A 16,160-nucleotide genomic window follows, 5' to 3' on the forward strand; every position below is an offset into this window, starting at 1 on the left:
AATAGGGCCATGTGAACCCCAGTTATGGCCCTTGCTCCAACTGCGGCTTTTCCGGCTGGTGTTTTCCGATATGACTTCGGCATTCCGGACGCGCGTAGATCCGCGCCCGGTGCCCGTACGACGCCGGACCGGCGCGCGTACGGCCGCGGAAGGGGGGCTGGAATCAGCCGGTGAACCCGCCCGCCTCAGCCGGTGAACCCGCCCGCCTCAGCCGGTGAACTCGCCCGCGTACGGGTCGGGCTCGCCGGTCTCCGGATTGCGGCCGGCCTGCCAGCGGCGCTGGGCCTCGCGCCAGTGCACGAAGTTGAGCGGGCCGCCGTCCCAGAAGGTCAGGCTCACCGGATTCACGTCGAACTCGTCCGAGAACAGCCGGTGCAGGAATTCGGCCATGCCGTACGGGTAGAGGGTGAACGGCTCGGCCGTGTGCCGCCCGCACACCAGGACCGGCCAGCGGTCCGGGTCGGGGTCGCTGGTGTGCCAGCACAGTATGTCGTCGCCCGCGGTGACCCCCCAGGCGAGGATGTGCTCGGGGTCGGTGGCGAAGACCGCCGGTCCGCCCTCCTGCTCCCAGGCCGTCCGGGCGTTCCCGGTCTCCTCCACCATGTCGGCCGGGTCCCAGCGCGGACCGGCGGTGGGCAGCGGTACGAGGATGCTGGCCTCGGCGTTGATCCGGCCGGCCCCGTACCGGGCCATGAAGGCGACGAAGTCGGCGGGGAAGCGGGTGCCCCAGGTGGCCTCGGCGACCGCCCAGTCGACCTGCTCGTCCGCCCCGTGCAGCGCGGGCATGATGCGTTCGAGCGCGGTGATCCCGGTGTGTTCCGTCATGCCCGCTCCCCTGGCCGCCCGTGCCCAACCGCCCCAACTTACCGTGCGCAGGGGGGCTCGCCCAGCGCCCGTTCCGTCAGTCGGACGACACCGCCAGCCGGGTGCCCGGACGCACCCCCCAGCCGGCCAGCGCCCCCGCCCCGGCCTCCAGGACGTGCCGCGAGCGCAGCCGCGGGCGGCCCAGCCGGCCCGGCGCCATGGTGCGCACGGCCAGCACCCTCAACTCCCGGTCCAGGTAGGCCACATCGATGGCGAAGCGCATCCGGAAGGTGTGCACGCTGCCCGCCGGGGTCAGCAGCATCGCGCCCTCGACGCCCTCGCGGCCCAGCAAGCCGCGGGTCCGGGCGCGGTAGGAGGCGGCGATCTCCAGGGGGACCCGGACCTCCGTCCCGCAGTCCCCTGCGCCGGGCACCACGAGCGTCGCGGTCCGGTCCCGCCAGCGTCGTCCCATGGCGGCCAGGGTAGGGGGCCGGGCCGTCCCACGGAGCCCGAATGGGCCCACGGGCCCATGACCGCGCCCGCAGCGCTGCCTAGGGTCGGGGCGTGGCCCTCCTCGTGATCGTCCTGGCCGCCGCCGGCTACGGCGCGGCGGCCGGGCTGCTCATGCCCCGGGCCCTCTACCGGCTGGCGGTGGACCCGGCGGAGCCGTGGCGCTCCGCCTGCCCGTCCGGCCACCCGCTGACCGGCCCGGCCGCCGGCTGGCTCGGCCCGGCCCGGTGCCGCTCCTGCACCGTGGAGCAGCTCCGTTTCGGGGTGCCCCCCGCCCCCGCCGCCCTGCTCACCGCCCTGCCGTGCGCGGGGCTCGCTGCGGCCGCCGGGCCCGTGCCCGAGACGGCCGTGTGGGTGCTGCTCGCGCCCTTCGCCGTGCTGCTCGCCCGGGTGGACCGGGCCGTGCACCGGCTGCCCGACGTACTGACCCTCCCGCTGGCCCTCGCCTGCGCCGCCCTGCTCGGCCTGGCCGCGCTCACCGGCCGGGCCGGCGGGGACTGGACCCGGGCGCTCCTGGGCGGGCTCGCCCTCGGTGCGGGCTATCTGGTCCTGTTCCTGATCAGCCCGCAGGGCATGGGCTTCGGCGACGTCAAGCTGGCGCTCGCGCTGGGGGTCCCTCTTGGGTGGTACGGGTGGGGGGTATGGATGGCCGGGGCCTTCCTGGGCTTCCTCTACGGGGCCCTCTACGGCCTCGTCCTGGTGCTGGCCGGGCGTGCAGGGCGCCGTACGGCCCTCGCCTTCGGGCCGTTCATGGCCGCGGGCGCGCTCACCGGAGTGCTGCTGGGCGGATTCGGAGCGTAATCGTCGCGCGCCGATGCACGCAGCACGCTTTACGAAGGGTTATGGTGGAACCCCCCCCTCGGGCCGGTCCGTATCCCCCCCACGGACCGGCCCGTTTTTCGTGTCGCGGGCGGCGGGGCCGCCCGCGGGCACGAACCGGCAGGTCAGCCGCGCTGGGCCCAGATGTTGGTGCCGGGGGTGGAGACCGCGAAGGAGTCGATCTCCTCCAGCTCCTCCGCCGACAGCGGCGCACCGGTCAGGGCCGCCACGTTCTCCTCCAGCTGCGCCACGCTCGACGCACCGATCAGGGCCGAGGTCATCCGCGGGTCCCGCAGCACCCAGCTCAGCGCGAGCTGGGCCAGGGACTGGCCGCGGCGGGCCGCGATGTCGTTCAGCCCGTTCAGGCGGCGCAGGACCTCGTCCGAGAGCAGGTCGGGGTCCAGGGACTTGCCCTGGGTGGCGCGCGAGCCCTCCGGGATGCCCTTCAGGTACTTGCCGGTGAGCAGGCCCTGGGCCAGCGGCACGAAGGAGATGCAGCCCATGCCCGCCTCCTCCAGGGTGTCGAGCAGCCCGTCCTCCTCCGTCCAGCGGTTGATCATGGAGTACGAGGGCTGGTGGATCAGCGGCCGCACGCCCATGTCCGTGAGGATCCGCACCGCCTCGGCCGTCTGCTCCGCCGTGTAGGAGGAGACGCCCACGTACAGCGCCTTGCCCTGCTGGACCGCGGACGCGAGGGCGCCCATGGTCTCCTCCAGCGGGGTGTCCGGGTCGAAGCGGTGGGAGTAGAAGATGTCGACGTAGTCGAGGCCCATCCGCTCCAGCGAGGCGTCGAGGGAGCCGAGCAGGTACTTGCGGCTGCCCCACTCGCCGTACGGGCCGGGGTGCATGAGGTACCCGGCCTTGGTGGAGACCACCAGCTCGTGGCGGTACGCCGCGAAGTCCTGCGCAAAGATCTTGCCGAAGTTCAGCTCGGCGGAGCCGGCCGGGGGGCCGTAGTTGTTGGCCAGGTCGAAGTGGGTCACGCCGAGGTCGAAGGCGCGGCGCAGGATGGCGCGCTGGGACTCCAGCGACTTGTCGTCGCCGAAGTTGTGCCAGAGGCCCAGGGAGACCGCGGGGAGCTTGAGCCCGCTGCGGCCCGTGCGGCGGTACTCCATGGAGTCGTAGCGGGCGGAGTCTGCCCGATAGGGATTGTTATCAGTCACGTTGTCCTCCCTATCACGTACTTGTGACAGACCGAGTTGGGTCAGGTCTCCCGGCGCGCAGTAATGTTTGGACCAGTCGGGGGGCTCGCAATTCGCACGGGGGCATGGCACGGAGGGGCTGGAAGATCGTGAAGCTGCGCGACCTGGTGTACAAGCTGTACGCGCGCCGGGTGGAAGGCCGACTCGACCACGATGCGGTGCCCAAGCACATCGGCGTCATCCTGGACGGCAACCGGCGCTGGGCGAAGGCCTCCGGCGGCACCACCGAACAGGGCCACCAGGCCGGTGCCGACAAGATCACCGAGCTGCTGGGCTGGTGCGAGGAGACCGACGTCGAGGTCGTCACCCTGTGGATGCTCTCCACGGACAACCTGGACCGCCCCGAGGTCGAACTCCGCCCGCTCCTGAACATCATCGAGAACACCGTGCGGGGCCTCGCCGCGAACGGCCGCTGGCGCGTCCACCACGTCGGCAACCTCGACATCCTGCCCGCGCAGACGCAGACCGTGCTCAAGGAGGCCGAGCAGGCCACCGACGGGCACGGCGGAATACTCGTCAACGTCGCCGTGGGCTACGGCGGCCGCCAGGAGATCGCGGACGCCGTCCGCTCCCTGCTGCTGGAGCACCACGAGAAGGGCACCTCCATCGAGGAGCTCGCCGAGATCCTCGACATCGACCACATCTCGGAGCACCTCTACACGCGCGGCCAGCCCGACCCCGACCTGGTCATCCGCACCAGCGGCGAGCAGCGGCTCTCCGGGTTCATGCTGTGGCAGAGCGCGCACTCGGAGTACTACTTCTGCGAGGTGTTCTGGCCGGCGTTCCGCAAGGTGGACTTCCTGCGGGCACTGCGCGACTACGCGGCCCGGCACCGGCGCTACGGCGTCTGACCGACGCGCGGAGGGCTTCCGGCCGGGGTTCCCGGCCGGCTTCCGGAACGTCCGCGTCAGTGAACTCGTACCCCCTCGGGCCCTTCACCAGGGATTCACCGAGCGTCCGTCATATGCCATGGCATGCCGGTGCATGTTCGAGGGAATACCCCATGCAGGTCGACTCCCGATCCACGGGCGTCGCATCTCAGCGGACGGCACAGGCGCCGTCCGTCCGGGAGGCCCTTTGCAGCCAGGACGCACGTGCGGTTCGCACGGACGGAGTGGAGGGCCGGACCACGGCCCAGGCATGGGGCCGATGACCGGTCCGGTCTTCATGGCCCGACCTCTTCCGAGGGGGTACGTCCTTCCGTGGTGACCAGCACAAAGCGCCGCCTGCCCGACAGGCGGACCTACGTCCTCGACACCAGCGTCCTGCTGGCAGACCCCAACGCCTTCCGGCGCTTCGACGAGCACGAGGTCGTGCTCCCGATCGTCGTGATCACCGAGCTGGAGGCCAAGCGGCACCATCCCGAACTCGGCTACTTCGCCCGGCAGGCCCTGCGCCTGCTCGACGACTTCCGGGTCCGGTACGGCCGCCTCGACGCCCCCATCCCGCTGGGCGACCTGGGCGGGACCCTCCGCGTCGAGCTCAACCACTCCGATCCGGGCGTGCTGCCCGCCGGCTTCCGGCTGGGGGACAACGACTCGCGGATCCTCGCCGTCGCCCGCAACCTGCAGGCCGAGGGCTACGACGTCACGGTCGTTTCGAAGGATCTCCCGCTGCGCATCAAAGCCTCCTCCGTGGGGCTGCTCGCCGAGGAGTACCGCGCCGAGCTCGCGATCACCGACGCCGGCTGGACGGGCATGGGCGAGCTGTCCCTGTCCGGCGAGCAGGTGGACCTCCTCTACTCCGAGGAGCGGCTCCACGTGCCGGAGGCCGCCGAACTGCCCGTGCACACCGGACTGGTCATCACCTCCGAGCGCGGCCGCGCGCTCGGCCGGGTCACGGCCGACGGGAACGTACGGCTGGTCCGCGGGGACCGCGAGGCCTTCGGCATCCACGGCCGCAGCGCGGAACAGCGCATCGCGCTGGACCTGCTGCTGGACCCCGAGGTCGGGATCGTCTCGATGGGCGGCCGGGCCGGCACCGGCAAGTCGGCGCTCGCCCTGTGCGCCGGGCTGGAAGCGGTGCTGGAGCGGAGGCAGCACCAGAAGGTGATGGTCTTCCGGCCGCTGTACGCCGTTGGCGGGCAGGAGCTCGGCTACCTGCCGGGCACCGAGGCCGAGAAGATGAGCCCCTGGGCGCAGGCCGTGTTCGACACGCTGTCGGCGGTCGCCGGGCGCGAGGTCATCGAGGAGGTGCTGGGCCGCGGCATGCTGGAAGTGCTGCCGCTCACCCACATCCGGGGCCGCTCGCTGCACGACGCCTTCGTCATCGTGGACGAGGCCCAGTCGCTGGAACGGAACGTCCTGCTGACCGTTCTGTCCCGTATCGGGCCCAATTCCCGGGTTGTTCTGACGCATGACGTGGCCCAGCGCGACAATCTGCGCGTGGGCCGGTACGACGGAGTGGTCGCCGTCGTTGAGAAACTGAAGGGCCATCCGCTCTTCGCCCACGTCACGCTGAACCGCTCGGAGCGGTCCCCGATCGCGGCGCTGGTGACCGAGATGCTCGAAACGGTCTAACCGGCGGAATCGGGGCAACCGGTCCCAACTTCCCGAAAGCGGCAGTGCCTTGGGCGCCGCCCGGCAAAGGCGAAGAGCCTAGCCGGGCGGCGCCTTGCCGCACAGGGATTTCCTCAAACCTCCTGCTGTATGCGAGGTGTGAGCTTTCCCACGCGGCGGAGGTTTGCCTCCGGGCATCCGCGTCCGGCAGAGTCTTGCTTCCGTCAGGCCCCGCATACGGCACACCTGTATCTCCTGGACCCCCAGGCGGTGCAGACGCACGACAACAACTCCACAGACGAAGCCGTATGCCGCCCGAGAGCACCACGAGGCACTCCTCGCAAGGGAGTTGCCGACGGGCCAGCGCCTCCAGTGACCGTTGTGAGCGGAGGACAGTGCCAGGGGCACTCTTGCGTCCGTGAGGTCATGCGGACGTCGCTGGAAGGAAACCGTGTGAGCCGGATCTCGGTTCGGGGCTTCGCAGTGGCCTCTGCCACCGCCGTCACCACCGTCGGCGCCGTCGTGGGAGTCGCCGCGGGCGACACCCAGCCCACGAACGACCTTGAGACGACCGCTGCCGGTATGACGCTCCTCACCGACATCCCGGTCACCGAGCAGGCGCAGGTCCAGACCGCGTCCCTGACGCAGCAGGCCGACGCCTTCGCGTTCCAGGCCGACGCCGACGCCAAGAAGGCCGCCGAGGAGTCCGCGCGCCTCCAGGCCGCCAAGGACGCCAAGTCCAAGAAGGCCGAGGCCGAGGCGAAGGCCAAGAAGGAGCGCGAGGCCAAGGAGGAGGCGGCGAGCCGCTCGTCCGTCCGCTCGGCCGGCGACTTCGCCCCGCAGGCCTCCTACACGGTCGCCCAGGTCAAGGCCATCGCCCGCCAGATGGTCCCGGCCGGCCAGTTCCAGTGCTTCAGCAACATCGTGAACCACGAGTCCACGTGGAACTACCGCGCCGTCAACTCCTCCTCCGGCGCCTACGGCCTGGTCCAGGCCCTGCCGGGCTCGAAGATGTCCTCGGCCGGTGCCGACTGGCGCACCAACCCCGCCACGCAGATCAAGTGGGGCCTCAACTACATGAACGGCCGCTACGGCAGCCCCTGCGGCGCCTGGTCCTTCTGGCAGGCCAACCACTGGTACTAGGCCGCCGTCCGGCCGCTCCCCTGGAGACGGCCCACAGGCTGACCTGATGAAGCCCCCTGCCGTACTTCGGCGGGGGGCTTCTCGCGTGTACGGTCGGGCCTGTCGTGCAGGCCGGGGGGCGGGGGAAAGGGATCCAGATGTCGAAGGAGCCGGGACACACGCCGGCGGGCTGGCTCGGCCGGCTCGGCAAGGCGCTGCCCGCGCGCGAACCGGACGGGCCCGGGGACGGACCCGGGGACGGGCCCGGCGCCGGCGAGGGGCCCACGGAGGAGCCCCCCGCGCGCCCGCCCGCGGACCCCGCCGCCACCCGGCCCCGCGCCAAGCTGCCCGACCCGGTGAGCGTGGTGCCCTGGGGCATCCGCGTGGCCGCCGAGGCCAGCTGGCGGCTGCTGCTCGTCGCCGCTCTGCTCTGGGTGCTCATGCGGGTGATCAGCGAGGTCCGCCTGGTCGTGCTCGCGTTCGCCGCCGCCCTGCTCGTCACCGCCCTGCTCCAGCCCTTCGTGGTCCGGCTGCGGCGGCTCGGGCTGCCCCGGGGGCTGGCCACCGCCGTCACCGCCATCACGGGATTCGTGATCATCGGCCTGGTCGGCTGGTTCGTGGTCTGGCAGGTCATGGAGAACCTCGACGACCTGTCCGACCGGCTCCGCGACGGCATCGACGAGCTCAAGCGCGCCGCGCTGAACAGCCCGTTCCACGTCACCGAGAAGCAGATCAACGACATCGCGAAGAACCTGAGCGAGACCATCGGGACCAACACCAACGAGATCACCTCGGCAGGCCTCCAGGGGGTCACTGTGATGGTCGAGGTGCTGACCGGGATCCTGCTCGCGATGTTCTCCACGCTCTTCCTGCTGTACGACGGCAAGCGCATCTGGCAGTGGACCCTCGGCCTGGTCCCGGCCATCGCCCGCAGCGGGGTGGCCGGCGCGGGCCCGCGGGCCTGGCGCACCCTCACCGCGTACGTGCGCGGCACGGTGATCGTCGCCCTCATCGACGCCATCTTCATCGGCCTCGGCATCTACTTCCTCGACGTGCCGATGGCGGTGCCGCTCGCCGTCTTCATCTTCCTGTTCGCGTTCATCCCGCTCGTGGGAGCGGTGGTCTCGGGCGCCCTCGCCGTGGTGGTGGCCCTGGTGACGCAGGGTCTGGTGACCGCGCTGCTGGTGCTGCTCGTCGTCCTCGCCGTCCAGCAGATCGAGGGGCACGTGCTCCAGCCGTTCATCCTGGGGCGGGCCGTACGGGTGCACCCGCTCGCGGTGGTGCTCTCCGTGGCGGCAGGTGGGATGATCGCGGGGATCGGGGGCGCGGTGGTCGCGGTCCCGCTGGTCGCCGTCACCAACACGGTGGTCGGCTACCTGCGGGCTTACTCCCGTGAAGAGGAGCTTCGGATCGGCCCGGGGCCGCACGGCGCCACGGCCGTCTCCGCCGCTCCCGCAGACCAGGGGGACACCAGAGGTGATATCCGAGCCTGAGCTCGACGGAGAGTACGAGCCCGCGCCGCCGGGGAGCGGCGCGGCACACATGGACGAGGAACCGGACGGGGTCCGGCACGGGGGCCGGCGCCGGCCCTGGGCCTGGGCCCTCGGCGGGATCCTGCTCGCCTCGGCGGTCTGGGCGGGCGTGCTCGCGTACGCCACGGCCCCCGAGCCGGGGCCGGAGATCCGCTACCAGGCCGGCGACAAGCTGTGCGACCTGTTCAAAGGGGCGGCCCTGACCCGGCTGCTGGGGGAATCGTTGGCACAGGGGGACGGCTTCCGGCAGCGCGACGAGGTGTACGACCGCAGCACCTGCGCCCAGGAGTCGAACGGCGGGACGGAGACCCGGGAAAACCCCGGATTCACCCGCCGGCACTGGATCATGCTGGACCTGACCCGGCACAAGAAGGTGGATCCGGAGACCGAGTTCGAGTCCGAGAGCCGCGGCGGCCAGGCGTGGGCCTCCCACAGCGCCGAGCCGCAGGAGGTGCCGGGCCTGGGGGAACGGGCCCTGCTCATCCAGGACGAGGCCGCCGACAGCTGGAAGCTGCGGGTGCTGGACGGCGGGGTGGTCTTCAGCCTCTCGGTGCAGGTGTTCCAGGACTACACCGGCGAGCCCAAGGACGGGGCCGAGCCCCCGGAGCTCCCCGAGATGGACTCCGGTGCCGTGCTCGCGGCCCTGATCGCAGACATGCGCGCGCTGATGACCGCGGCCGCGCTGGAGAAGTGAGAACGATGAACGGGGGAACAGCGGGTGATCACCGAGCCTGAGCTCGACAGTCCGTACCAGCCGCCGGAGCGGCGCCGCGAACAGCCGGACCTGGTGGAGGAGGTGGCCCGGCGCGGCCCCGGCGGCCCGCGCGGCCCGCGCCGGGCCTGGGTCTGGACCCTCGCCGGCGCCCTCGCGGCCTCGGCGGCCTGGGGCGGGGCCCTGTACGCGGTGGGCGGCCGGGACGACTCCCCGGTGCTGCGCTACCGCAAGCCCGCCAGCCTCTGCGACGAGGTACGCGCCCGGGCGCTGAGCAAGGTGCTGGGGAACCTGCGCGGATCGACCACCCGCGCGGAGTCCGAGCACCCGGCGGTGGACTGGTTCAGCTGCGTGCTGCGCGCCGAGGAGATGCCGAAGACGGACCGGAACGGGCAGCCGGTGAACGGCTGGACGCGGGTCAACGAGGTGACCTTCACGCTCGCCCTGCATCACGAGACCGACCCCGGGCCGGAGTTCGACGCCGACCTCGACCACTCGCGCTGGCAGACCGGCGAGGGGGACGTGAAGCGGGAGCGGGTGCCGGGGCTGGGGGAGCAGGCGGTGCTGGCCACCGCGGACTTCCTCGAAGGGCCGCAGCTGCGGGTGGTGGACGGGGGTGCGGTGTTCACCGTGTCGGCCACGCAGGGCTGGGCCTACTCGGGGACCGGGGACGGGCCGACGGAGCCCGAGCCGGAGGACAGGGCCGAGGACACGGCGGTGCACGCCGCGATGATCCAGGACATGCGGACGCTGATCACCACGCTGGAGAAGTGACGGCCGGCGCCCGCCCGGGAACGCAGGAGCCCCCGGCGCACACGACGTGCGCCGGGGGCCCTGCTCGTACGGAAACCTCGTACGGACTGCGCCTACGGGACTGCTCTCGTGCGAGGGCGGGCCGCCTACTCGGCGAGCACGGCCTCCGCGTCGAGGGTCACGCCCACGGCCTGGATCACCGAGGCGATCTTGACGGCTTCCTGGACGGTCTCGCGGTCCACGCCGGCCTTGCGGAGCACCTGCTCGTGCGAGTCGAGGCACTGGCCGCAGCCGTTGATCGCGGAGACCGCGAGGGACCACAGCTCGAAGTCGATCTTCTCCACGCCCGGGTTGCCGATGACGTTCATCCGCAGACCGGCCCGCATGGTGCCGTACTCCGGGTCGGAGAGCAGGTGGCGGGTGCGGTAGAAGACGTTGTTCATCGCCATGATCGCGGCGGCGGACTTGGCGGCGGTGTACGCCTCGGGGGAGAGGTTCACCTTCGCCTCCGGCTCCAGCTCACGCAGCACCTTCGGGGAGCGCGAGGCGATCGCGCACGCCAGGACGGTGCCCCACAGCTGCTGCTGCGGCAGGTCGCTGTTGCCGATGACCGAGCCGAGGTTGAGCTTCAGGTCCTTGGCGAAGTCCGGTATGGCGGCCTTCAGCTGGTCGAGGGCCATGGGTCACTCACCGGCCAGCAGGGCGCCCGCGTCCAGGGTGCTCTCGCCCTTGTTCCAGTTGCAGGGGCACAGCTCGTCGGTCTGCAGGGCGTCGAGGACCCGCAGGACCTCCTTGGGGTTACGGCCCACGGAACCGGCGGTCACCATCGTGAACTGGATCTCGTTGTTCTGGTCGACGATGAAGACGGCGCGCTGCGCGAAGCCGTCCTCGCCCTGCACGCCACAGGCCTGCATGAGCTCGTGCTTCGAGTCGGCCAGCATCGGGAAGGGCAGGTCGCGCAGGTCGGCGTGGTCCTTGCGCCAGGCGTGGTGCACGAACTCGGAGTCGCCGGAGACGCCCAGGATCTGCGCGTCGCGGTCGGCGAACTCGTCGTTCAGCTTGCCGAAGGCGGCGATCTCGGTCGGGCAGACGAAGGTGAAGTCCTTCGGCCAGAAGAACACCACGCGCCACTTGCCCTCGTAGGTCTTGTGGTCGATCTGAGCGAACTCCTTGCCGGCCTCGAGCGAGACGCAAGCGGTCAGATCGTACGCGGGGAACTTGTCACCGACAGTGAGCACGTGCACTCCTTGCGGAACGGAACGGCCGCCCTTTTGGGGCATTTGGCGGTTCCTGAGGGGGTTGGACTGGTCTCACATGCTGGCACAGCTCGATTGATTACAGAAATAGCTAGCATGGAAGGACGTGATCGGAGGTACCTATCAGTGGCTGTCGGTAATAGGGGAGCGAAGCAACCCACCCTCGCGCAGCTCCGCGCCTTCGCGGCCGTGGCCGAGCACCTGCACTTCCGGGACGCCGCGGCCGCCATCGGCATGAGCCAGCCCGCGCTGTCCGGAGCCGTCTCCGCCCTGGAGGAGGCCCTCGGCGTGCAGCTGCTGGAGCGGACCACCCGCAAGGTGCTGCTGTCGCCCGCCGGGGAGAAGATCGCCGCGCGGGCCCGGACCGTGCTCGACGCGGTGGGCTCGCTCCTGGAGGAGGCCGAGGCGGTACGCGCCCCCTTCACCGGGGTGCTGCGCCTGGGGGTGATCCCCACCGTCGCCCCGTACCTGCTGCCGACCGTGCTCTCGCTGTTCCACCGGCGCTACCCGCGCCTCGAGCTCCAGGTGCACGAGGAGCAGACCCACTCGCTGCTCGACGGGCTGGCCGCCGGGCGGCTGGACCTGCTGCTCCTCGCGGTGCCGCTCGGGGTCCCCGGGGTCACCGAACTCCCGCTCTTCGACGAGGACTTCGTGCTCGTCGCGCCACGGGACCACCCGCTCGCCGGACGCCGGGACATCCCCCGCGAGGCGCTGCGGGACCTGCACCTGCTGCTGCTCGACGAGGGGCACTGCCTGCGCGACCAGGCCCTCGACATCTGCCGGGAGGCAGGCCGCACGGAGGGCGCGGCCGTCACCACCACCGCGGCCGGGCTCTCCACCCTGGTCCAGCTGGTGGCCGGCGGTCTCGGGGTGACTCTGCTGCCGCGCACCGCACTGCGGCTGGAGACCACCCGCAACGAGTACCTGGCCACGGGCTGGTTCCAGGAGCCCGCACCGGCCCGGCGGATCGCGCTCGCGATGCGCACCGGCACCGCCCGCCAGGAGGAGTTCGTCCAGTTCGCCGCCGCCCTGCGGGAAGCCGTACGGCCGCTGCCGGTGTGGCCCGCGGAGTAGTCCCACGGGCCGCACCGGCAGCGGCGGCGGGCCGGATCACTCGGTGCGCAGGCCGTCCGGGCGCATCAGGCGCAGCAGGGGCGGCATGCTGAGCGCGGTCACCAGCAGGACGACCGCCCCGCCGATGCCCGCCATCCAGGCCACCGAGGCCCAGTCCACGGTCACCGGCACGTTCGTCATGCGCATCAGGACGGCGCCCAGCGCCAGGCCGGTGGCGGTGGCGAGGGCCAGGCCGAGGCCGATGGGCAGGGCCGTCTGCCAGAACACCGACAGGCTGAGCGTGCTGCGCCGGGTGCCGAAGGCCACCAGGGCCGACAGCAGCTTCTTGCGCTCGCGCAGCTGCTCCAGCTGCGAGACCAGCATGCTCGCGCCGATCAGCAGGAGCACCAGGACCGCGCCGATGTAGAGACCGGTCCGGATGCTCGCGAAGCGGTGGCTCTGGTCGGTGGTCCGCAGGGTCATGGCCGTCGCCAGCGGATCGGCCCGGAAGGCCGTCGTCCGGGCCCGCTCCAGGGCGTCGGGCACCGCCGGGTCGAGCTGCACGTACACGGAGGAGTACCCGGTGACCCCCCGGCCCTTGGGGGCGGCCCCCGGGGTGGCCAGGATGCCCGCGCGCTCGGTGCCGGCCGGGTCCGGCCGGGCGGCCACGGCGCGGATGCCCTTCGGCACGCGCCAGGCGACCGGCCTGGCCTCGTCGCCGGAGCCGCCGACGAGCAGCCTGCCGCCCGGCTTCGCCAGCGCGGCCGCGTTGGCGTCGTCGTACCCGCCCTGCAGGAGGAAGGTGTCGCCGTCCTTGCAGGAGGGCAGGTCCGCGATCTCCCGCAGGGAGGAGCAGGTGGCGATGGTCAGCTCCGTCATCCGGTCCGCGTCCTTCGCCGAGGCGGCGGTGACCGTGCTCAGCGGGGTGACCCGGGAGACGCCCTGCGTCTGCCGCAGCTTCCGGGCGACGGTCTCGACCTGGGTGAGGATGCTCGTGTCCGGGTCCTGGCCGCCCCGGACCCACACCGACATCGCGGCGCGGGACGGGTCCTGGCCGGTGCGCGTGGTGTAGTCGCCCTCGACGCCCGCGAACAGCATGTGGAGGGCGATGGCCCCGGCCACCGCCACCGCGATGCCGTTGACCAGGCGCGCCGCGGTGCCGCTGCTCATCTGGAGCCGCCGTACGGCGAGCTGCCAGGAGACGCCGCCGCCGGAGAGCCGGGCCACGACCGTCTCGACCAGCCAGGGCAGGATCGCGGTGATGCCGACGAGCAGCAGCACCACCCCGCCGATGACCTGGTACTGGTTGAAGTCCCCGCTCTCCCGGCCGCGGCCCATCAGCGGGGCCAGCAGGCCGAGTCCGGCCACCGGGAGCAGTAGCCGCCACCAGATCCGGCGGCGGGAGGGCTTCGAGGTGCGCACGACGCCGAGCGGTTCGACGACCACGCCCCGCATCGCGAACAGGGTGACCCCCGCGGCCGCCGCGGGCACGGCGACGGCGACCAGGGCCGCCAGCCAGAGGCTCGGGGTGAGGTCGGCCGCGAACACGCTGCGGTCCATGAGCGTGACGTGGTCCGCGAACTGCCGTACGGCGAAGAAGACCACGGTGCCCAGGGCGAGGCCCGCCACCGACCCGGCGAGGGCCTCGCCCGCCGCGATCCGGCGCGTCATCCTGCCGTCGGCGCCCACCAGGCGCAGGGCGGCCAGCCGCCGGTCGCGGGCCTCCCCGCCGAAGCGGACGGCCGCGGCGACGAACACGGCGACGGGCATCAGCAGGGCCACGAAGACCGTGACCAGCAGCAGGGTCAGCACCGGATCGAGGCGTTCGGGCTCGATGTCGTTCGAGAAGCCGGTGATGCGCTTGACGGTGCTGTCGTCCCGCAGGGTGTCGGAGCCCATGTAGAAGGCGAGCTCGCCGGGGCCGAGCAGTCCCTCGTCGCCGATGGTCTGGGTGACCCTGCCGTCGAGGCGCTCGCGCAGCAGCTTGCCCTCGGGGGAGGCGAGCAGCTCCTTCAGGGCGGGGGAGACGGCGAGTTCGCCGGGTCCCGGGAACCGCTTCAGGCCGGGCGGCAGCGGGGCGTCCGGGCCCTCGGGGCGGAGCTGGCCGCCGTACAGGTCCGTGTTGCCGAAGGTGGTCTGCACCTCGGCGAAGAGCAGGGTGTTGCGGCCGGGCTGCGAGGCGGTGGGGGCGGTCCAGGTGCTGCGGGCGTCGGAGCGCTGGTCCCTGGCGGCCAGGGCGCCGGGGAGGGCGGTGGTGAGCAGCAGCAGGGCGACGCCCAGACCCACCCCGACACCGGTGAGGAGGGTGCGGGTCCAGCCCTCGCGGCCGCCGCCGACGGCGAACTTCGCGCCCATGCGCAGGTCCTGGGCCCAGGTCCGCAGGCGGCTCGGGGCGGGGGTGCTCATATGGCGTGCTCCATGTCGCGGGAGCGGCCGTCCCGTACGACGATCTCGCGGTCGGAGTAGGCGGCCACGCGGGTCTCGTGGGTGACCAGGACCACGGCCGCGTTGGTGGACCGGGCGGCCTCCGTGAGCAGCTGCATCACGCGCTCGCCGTTGAGGGAGTCGAGGGCGCCGGTCGGCTCGTCGGCGAAGACCACGCGGGGGCCGGTGACCAGGGAGCGGGCCACGGCCACGCGCTGGCCCTGGCCGCCGGAGACCTCGCCGGGGCGCTTGTCCTTGAGGTCGTCCACCTCCAGCTTCCGCATCCAGTCGAGTGCGGTGCGCTCGGCGGCCTTCCGCTTGAGACCGCTCAGGCGCAGGGGGAGGGCCACGTTCTCCACGCAGGTCAGCTCGGGGACGAGCTGGCCGAACTGGAAGACGAAGCCGAACTCGCTGCGGCGCAGGGCGCTGCGCTCGGCGTCGGACATGCCGGTCAGCTCGCGGCCGGCGTACGTGATGCTGCCGGAGTCGGGCGTGACGATCCCCGCCAGGCAGTGGAGCAGGGTGGACTTGCCGGAGCCGGAGGGCCCCATGATGGCGACGACCTCGCCGGGGTGGATGGAGAACCCGGCCCCGTCGAGGGCGTTGGTGGGCCCGTACGCCTTGCGGAGGTCGGTGGCGGTGAGCAGGGAGCCGGCGGGAGCGGCGGGGGCCGTCATCGGCGTACCTCCTGGGCGAGCTGGTCGAGGCGGGCGGCGGTGAGTTCCAGCCACCGCAGATCCGCTTCGAGATGGAACAGGGCGTGGTCGCAGACGAGCTGGTCGGCGAGGTCGCCCTTGCGCTTGCGGGTGGTCAGGATGCGCATGAGGCGCAGGTGCTCGGAGCGCTGGGTGTCGAGCAGGTCCTGGGCGCTGCGGCCGGTGAGCAGCGCGAGGACGACCTTCGTGTAGAGGGTCGACTGGAGGTACGGCTCCGGCTTCTCCGGCTGGGCCAGCCAGGACTCGACGTCGGTGATGCCGGCGTCGGTGATCGCGTACCGCTTGCGGTCGGGGCCGCCGCCGCTCTCTATGCCGTCGACCTCGACGAGGCCGTTCTTGAGGAGGCGGGACATGGTCGAGTAGACCTGCCCGTAGGCGAGGGGGCGGTCGTGGCCGAACTTCTCGTCGAAGGTGCGTTTGAGGTCGTAGCCGTGGCGGGGGCCGGATTCCAGCAGGGCCAGGAGAGTGTGACCGATGGACATGCCGCCGACTCTACACCCGGTGTATACCTCCGGTGTATACCCGGGGCGTATACCGCCCCACACCCCACCCCTGGCCCCGGGGATTCCGCCCTCGGACCCCTGCGCCTCAAGCGCCGGCGGGGCTGGAGGATTCGGGGCTCTGCCCCGGACCCCGCGCCTCAATCGCCGGCGGGGCTGGAACTGCCTCGGGGGCTCCGGTCCGGGGGCCCCTGCGCCTCGATCGCGGGTGCGGCTGAAAGATTCGGGGCTCCGCCCCGGACCCCGCGCCTCAATCGCC

General features: G+C 72.1%; 16 protein-coding genes. 8 read left to right on the top strand and 8 right to left on the bottom strand.

The window, feature by feature from the left end; genetic code table 11:
* Positions 1–207 precede the first annotated feature (207 nt).
* Together ACZ407_RS17845 and ACZ407_RS17850 are read right to left on the bottom strand one after the other, a co-directional pair.
* Positions 208–825, bottom strand: coding sequence for an SMI1/KNR4 family protein (locus tag ACZ407_RS17845; RefSeq protein WP_468129111.1), 618 nt, complete (start codon positions 823–825; stop codon positions 208–210).
* Between the two features lie 76 nt (positions 826–901).
* Positions 902–1,276 (bottom strand): DUF192 domain-containing protein, encoded by a 375-nt coding sequence (locus ACZ407_RS17850; RefSeq protein WP_468129113.1) that lies wholly within the window; start codon positions 1,274–1,276, stop codon positions 902–904.
* Positions 1,277–1,368: 92 nt separating this feature from the next.
* Between ACZ407_RS17850 and ACZ407_RS17855 the strand changes: the two genes are divergently transcribed.
* Entirely contained in the window at positions 1,369–2,115 is a 747-nt protein-coding gene (locus ACZ407_RS17855; RefSeq protein WP_468129115.1) for a prepilin peptidase, read from the top strand.
* Between the two features lie 143 nt (positions 2,116–2,258).
* On the opposite strand, the gene mgrA is transcribed toward ACZ407_RS17855, so the two are convergent.
* Positions 2,259–3,296: an L-glyceraldehyde 3-phosphate reductase gene (gene mgrA / locus ACZ407_RS17860; RefSeq protein ID WP_468129117.1), complete on the bottom strand. Its 1,038-nt coding sequence runs from the start codon at positions 3,294–3,296 to the stop codon at positions 2,259–2,261.
* Between the two features lie 128 nt (positions 3,297–3,424).
* Here mgrA and ACZ407_RS17865 point away from each other — a divergent pair, with 128 nt between their 5' ends.
* The 6 genes from ACZ407_RS17865 (at position 3,425) to ACZ407_RS17890 (ending at position 9,973) form a co-directional block, all read left to right on the top strand.
* Positions 3,425–4,186 carry an isoprenyl transferase gene (locus ACZ407_RS17865; protein ID WP_468129341.1) on the top strand — a complete coding sequence of 254 codons (762 nt, stop codon included), beginning with the start codon at positions 3,425–3,427 and terminating at the stop codon, positions 4,184–4,186.
* Between the two features lie 351 nt (positions 4,187–4,537).
* On the top strand, positions 4,538–5,854 hold the full coding sequence (locus ACZ407_RS17870; RefSeq protein WP_468129119.1) for a PhoH family protein: 1,317 nt from the start codon (positions 4,538–4,540) through the stop codon (positions 5,852–5,854).
* 432 nt (positions 5,855–6,286) lie between these two features.
* The gene (locus ACZ407_RS17875; protein WP_468129121.1) at positions 6,287–6,976 is read left to right on the top strand and encodes an aggregation-promoting factor C-terminal-like domain-containing protein; all 690 of its coding nucleotides are present in this window, start codon (positions 6,287–6,289) and stop codon (positions 6,974–6,976) included.
* 137 nt (positions 6,977–7,113) lie between these two features.
* The gene (locus tag ACZ407_RS17880; protein ID WP_468129123.1) at positions 7,114–8,448 is read left to right on the top strand and encodes an AI-2E family transporter; all 1,335 of its coding nucleotides are present in this window, start codon (positions 7,114–7,116) and stop codon (positions 8,446–8,448) included.
* Between the two features lie 49 nt (positions 8,449–8,497).
* Positions 8,498–9,181, top strand: coding sequence for a hypothetical protein (locus ACZ407_RS17885; protein ID WP_468129125.1), 684 nt, complete (start codon positions 8,498–8,500; stop codon positions 9,179–9,181).
* A 24-nt stretch (positions 9,182–9,205) separates the two neighbouring features.
* Entirely contained in the window at positions 9,206–9,973 is a 768-nt protein-coding gene (locus ACZ407_RS17890) for a hypothetical protein (protein ID WP_468129127.1), read from the top strand.
* 125 nt (positions 9,974–10,098) lie between these two features.
* Here the strand turns inward: ACZ407_RS17890 and ACZ407_RS17895 are convergent, their stop codons facing one another.
* Entirely contained in the window at positions 10,099–10,632 is a 534-nt protein-coding gene (locus ACZ407_RS17895; RefSeq protein WP_468129129.1) for an alkyl hydroperoxide reductase, read from the bottom strand.
* A 3-nt stretch (positions 10,633–10,635) separates the two neighbouring features.
* Positions 10,636–11,190, bottom strand: coding sequence for a peroxiredoxin (locus tag ACZ407_RS17900; protein WP_468129131.1), 555 nt, complete (start codon positions 11,188–11,190; stop codon positions 10,636–10,638).
* A 114-nt stretch (positions 11,191–11,304) separates the two neighbouring features.
* On the opposite strand from ACZ407_RS17900, the gene ACZ407_RS17905 reads away from it, so the two are divergent.
* Complete coding sequence (locus ACZ407_RS17905) at positions 11,305–12,282, top strand: LysR substrate-binding domain-containing protein (protein WP_468129133.1); 978 nt, start codon at positions 11,305–11,307, stop codon at positions 12,280–12,282.
* 36 nt (positions 12,283–12,318) lie between these two features.
* Here the strand turns inward: ACZ407_RS17905 and ACZ407_RS17910 are convergent, their stop codons facing one another.
* From ACZ407_RS17910 to ACZ407_RS17920, 3 genes are read right to left on the bottom strand one after another with little or no spacing between them, the layout of a single operon-like run.
* A complete protein-coding gene (locus ACZ407_RS17910; protein WP_468129135.1) occupies positions 12,319–14,667 on the bottom strand; it encodes an ABC transporter permease in 2,349 nt (782 codons plus the stop codon).
* Positions 14,664–15,362, bottom strand: coding sequence for an ABC transporter ATP-binding protein (locus ACZ407_RS17915; protein WP_468129137.1), 699 nt, complete (start codon positions 15,360–15,362; stop codon positions 14,664–14,666). The genes ACZ407_RS17910 and ACZ407_RS17915 overlap by 4 nt, the downstream gene beginning before the upstream one ends.
* Positions 15,359–15,883, bottom strand: coding sequence for a PadR family transcriptional regulator (locus ACZ407_RS17920; protein WP_468129139.1), 525 nt, complete (start codon positions 15,881–15,883; stop codon positions 15,359–15,361). Before ACZ407_RS17920 ends, ACZ407_RS17915 begins: the two co-directional genes overlap by 4 nt.
* Between the last annotated feature and the right edge of the window lie 277 nt (positions 15,884–16,160).

Source organism: Streptomyces sp. NPDC030809 (genome assembly GCF_055572195.1).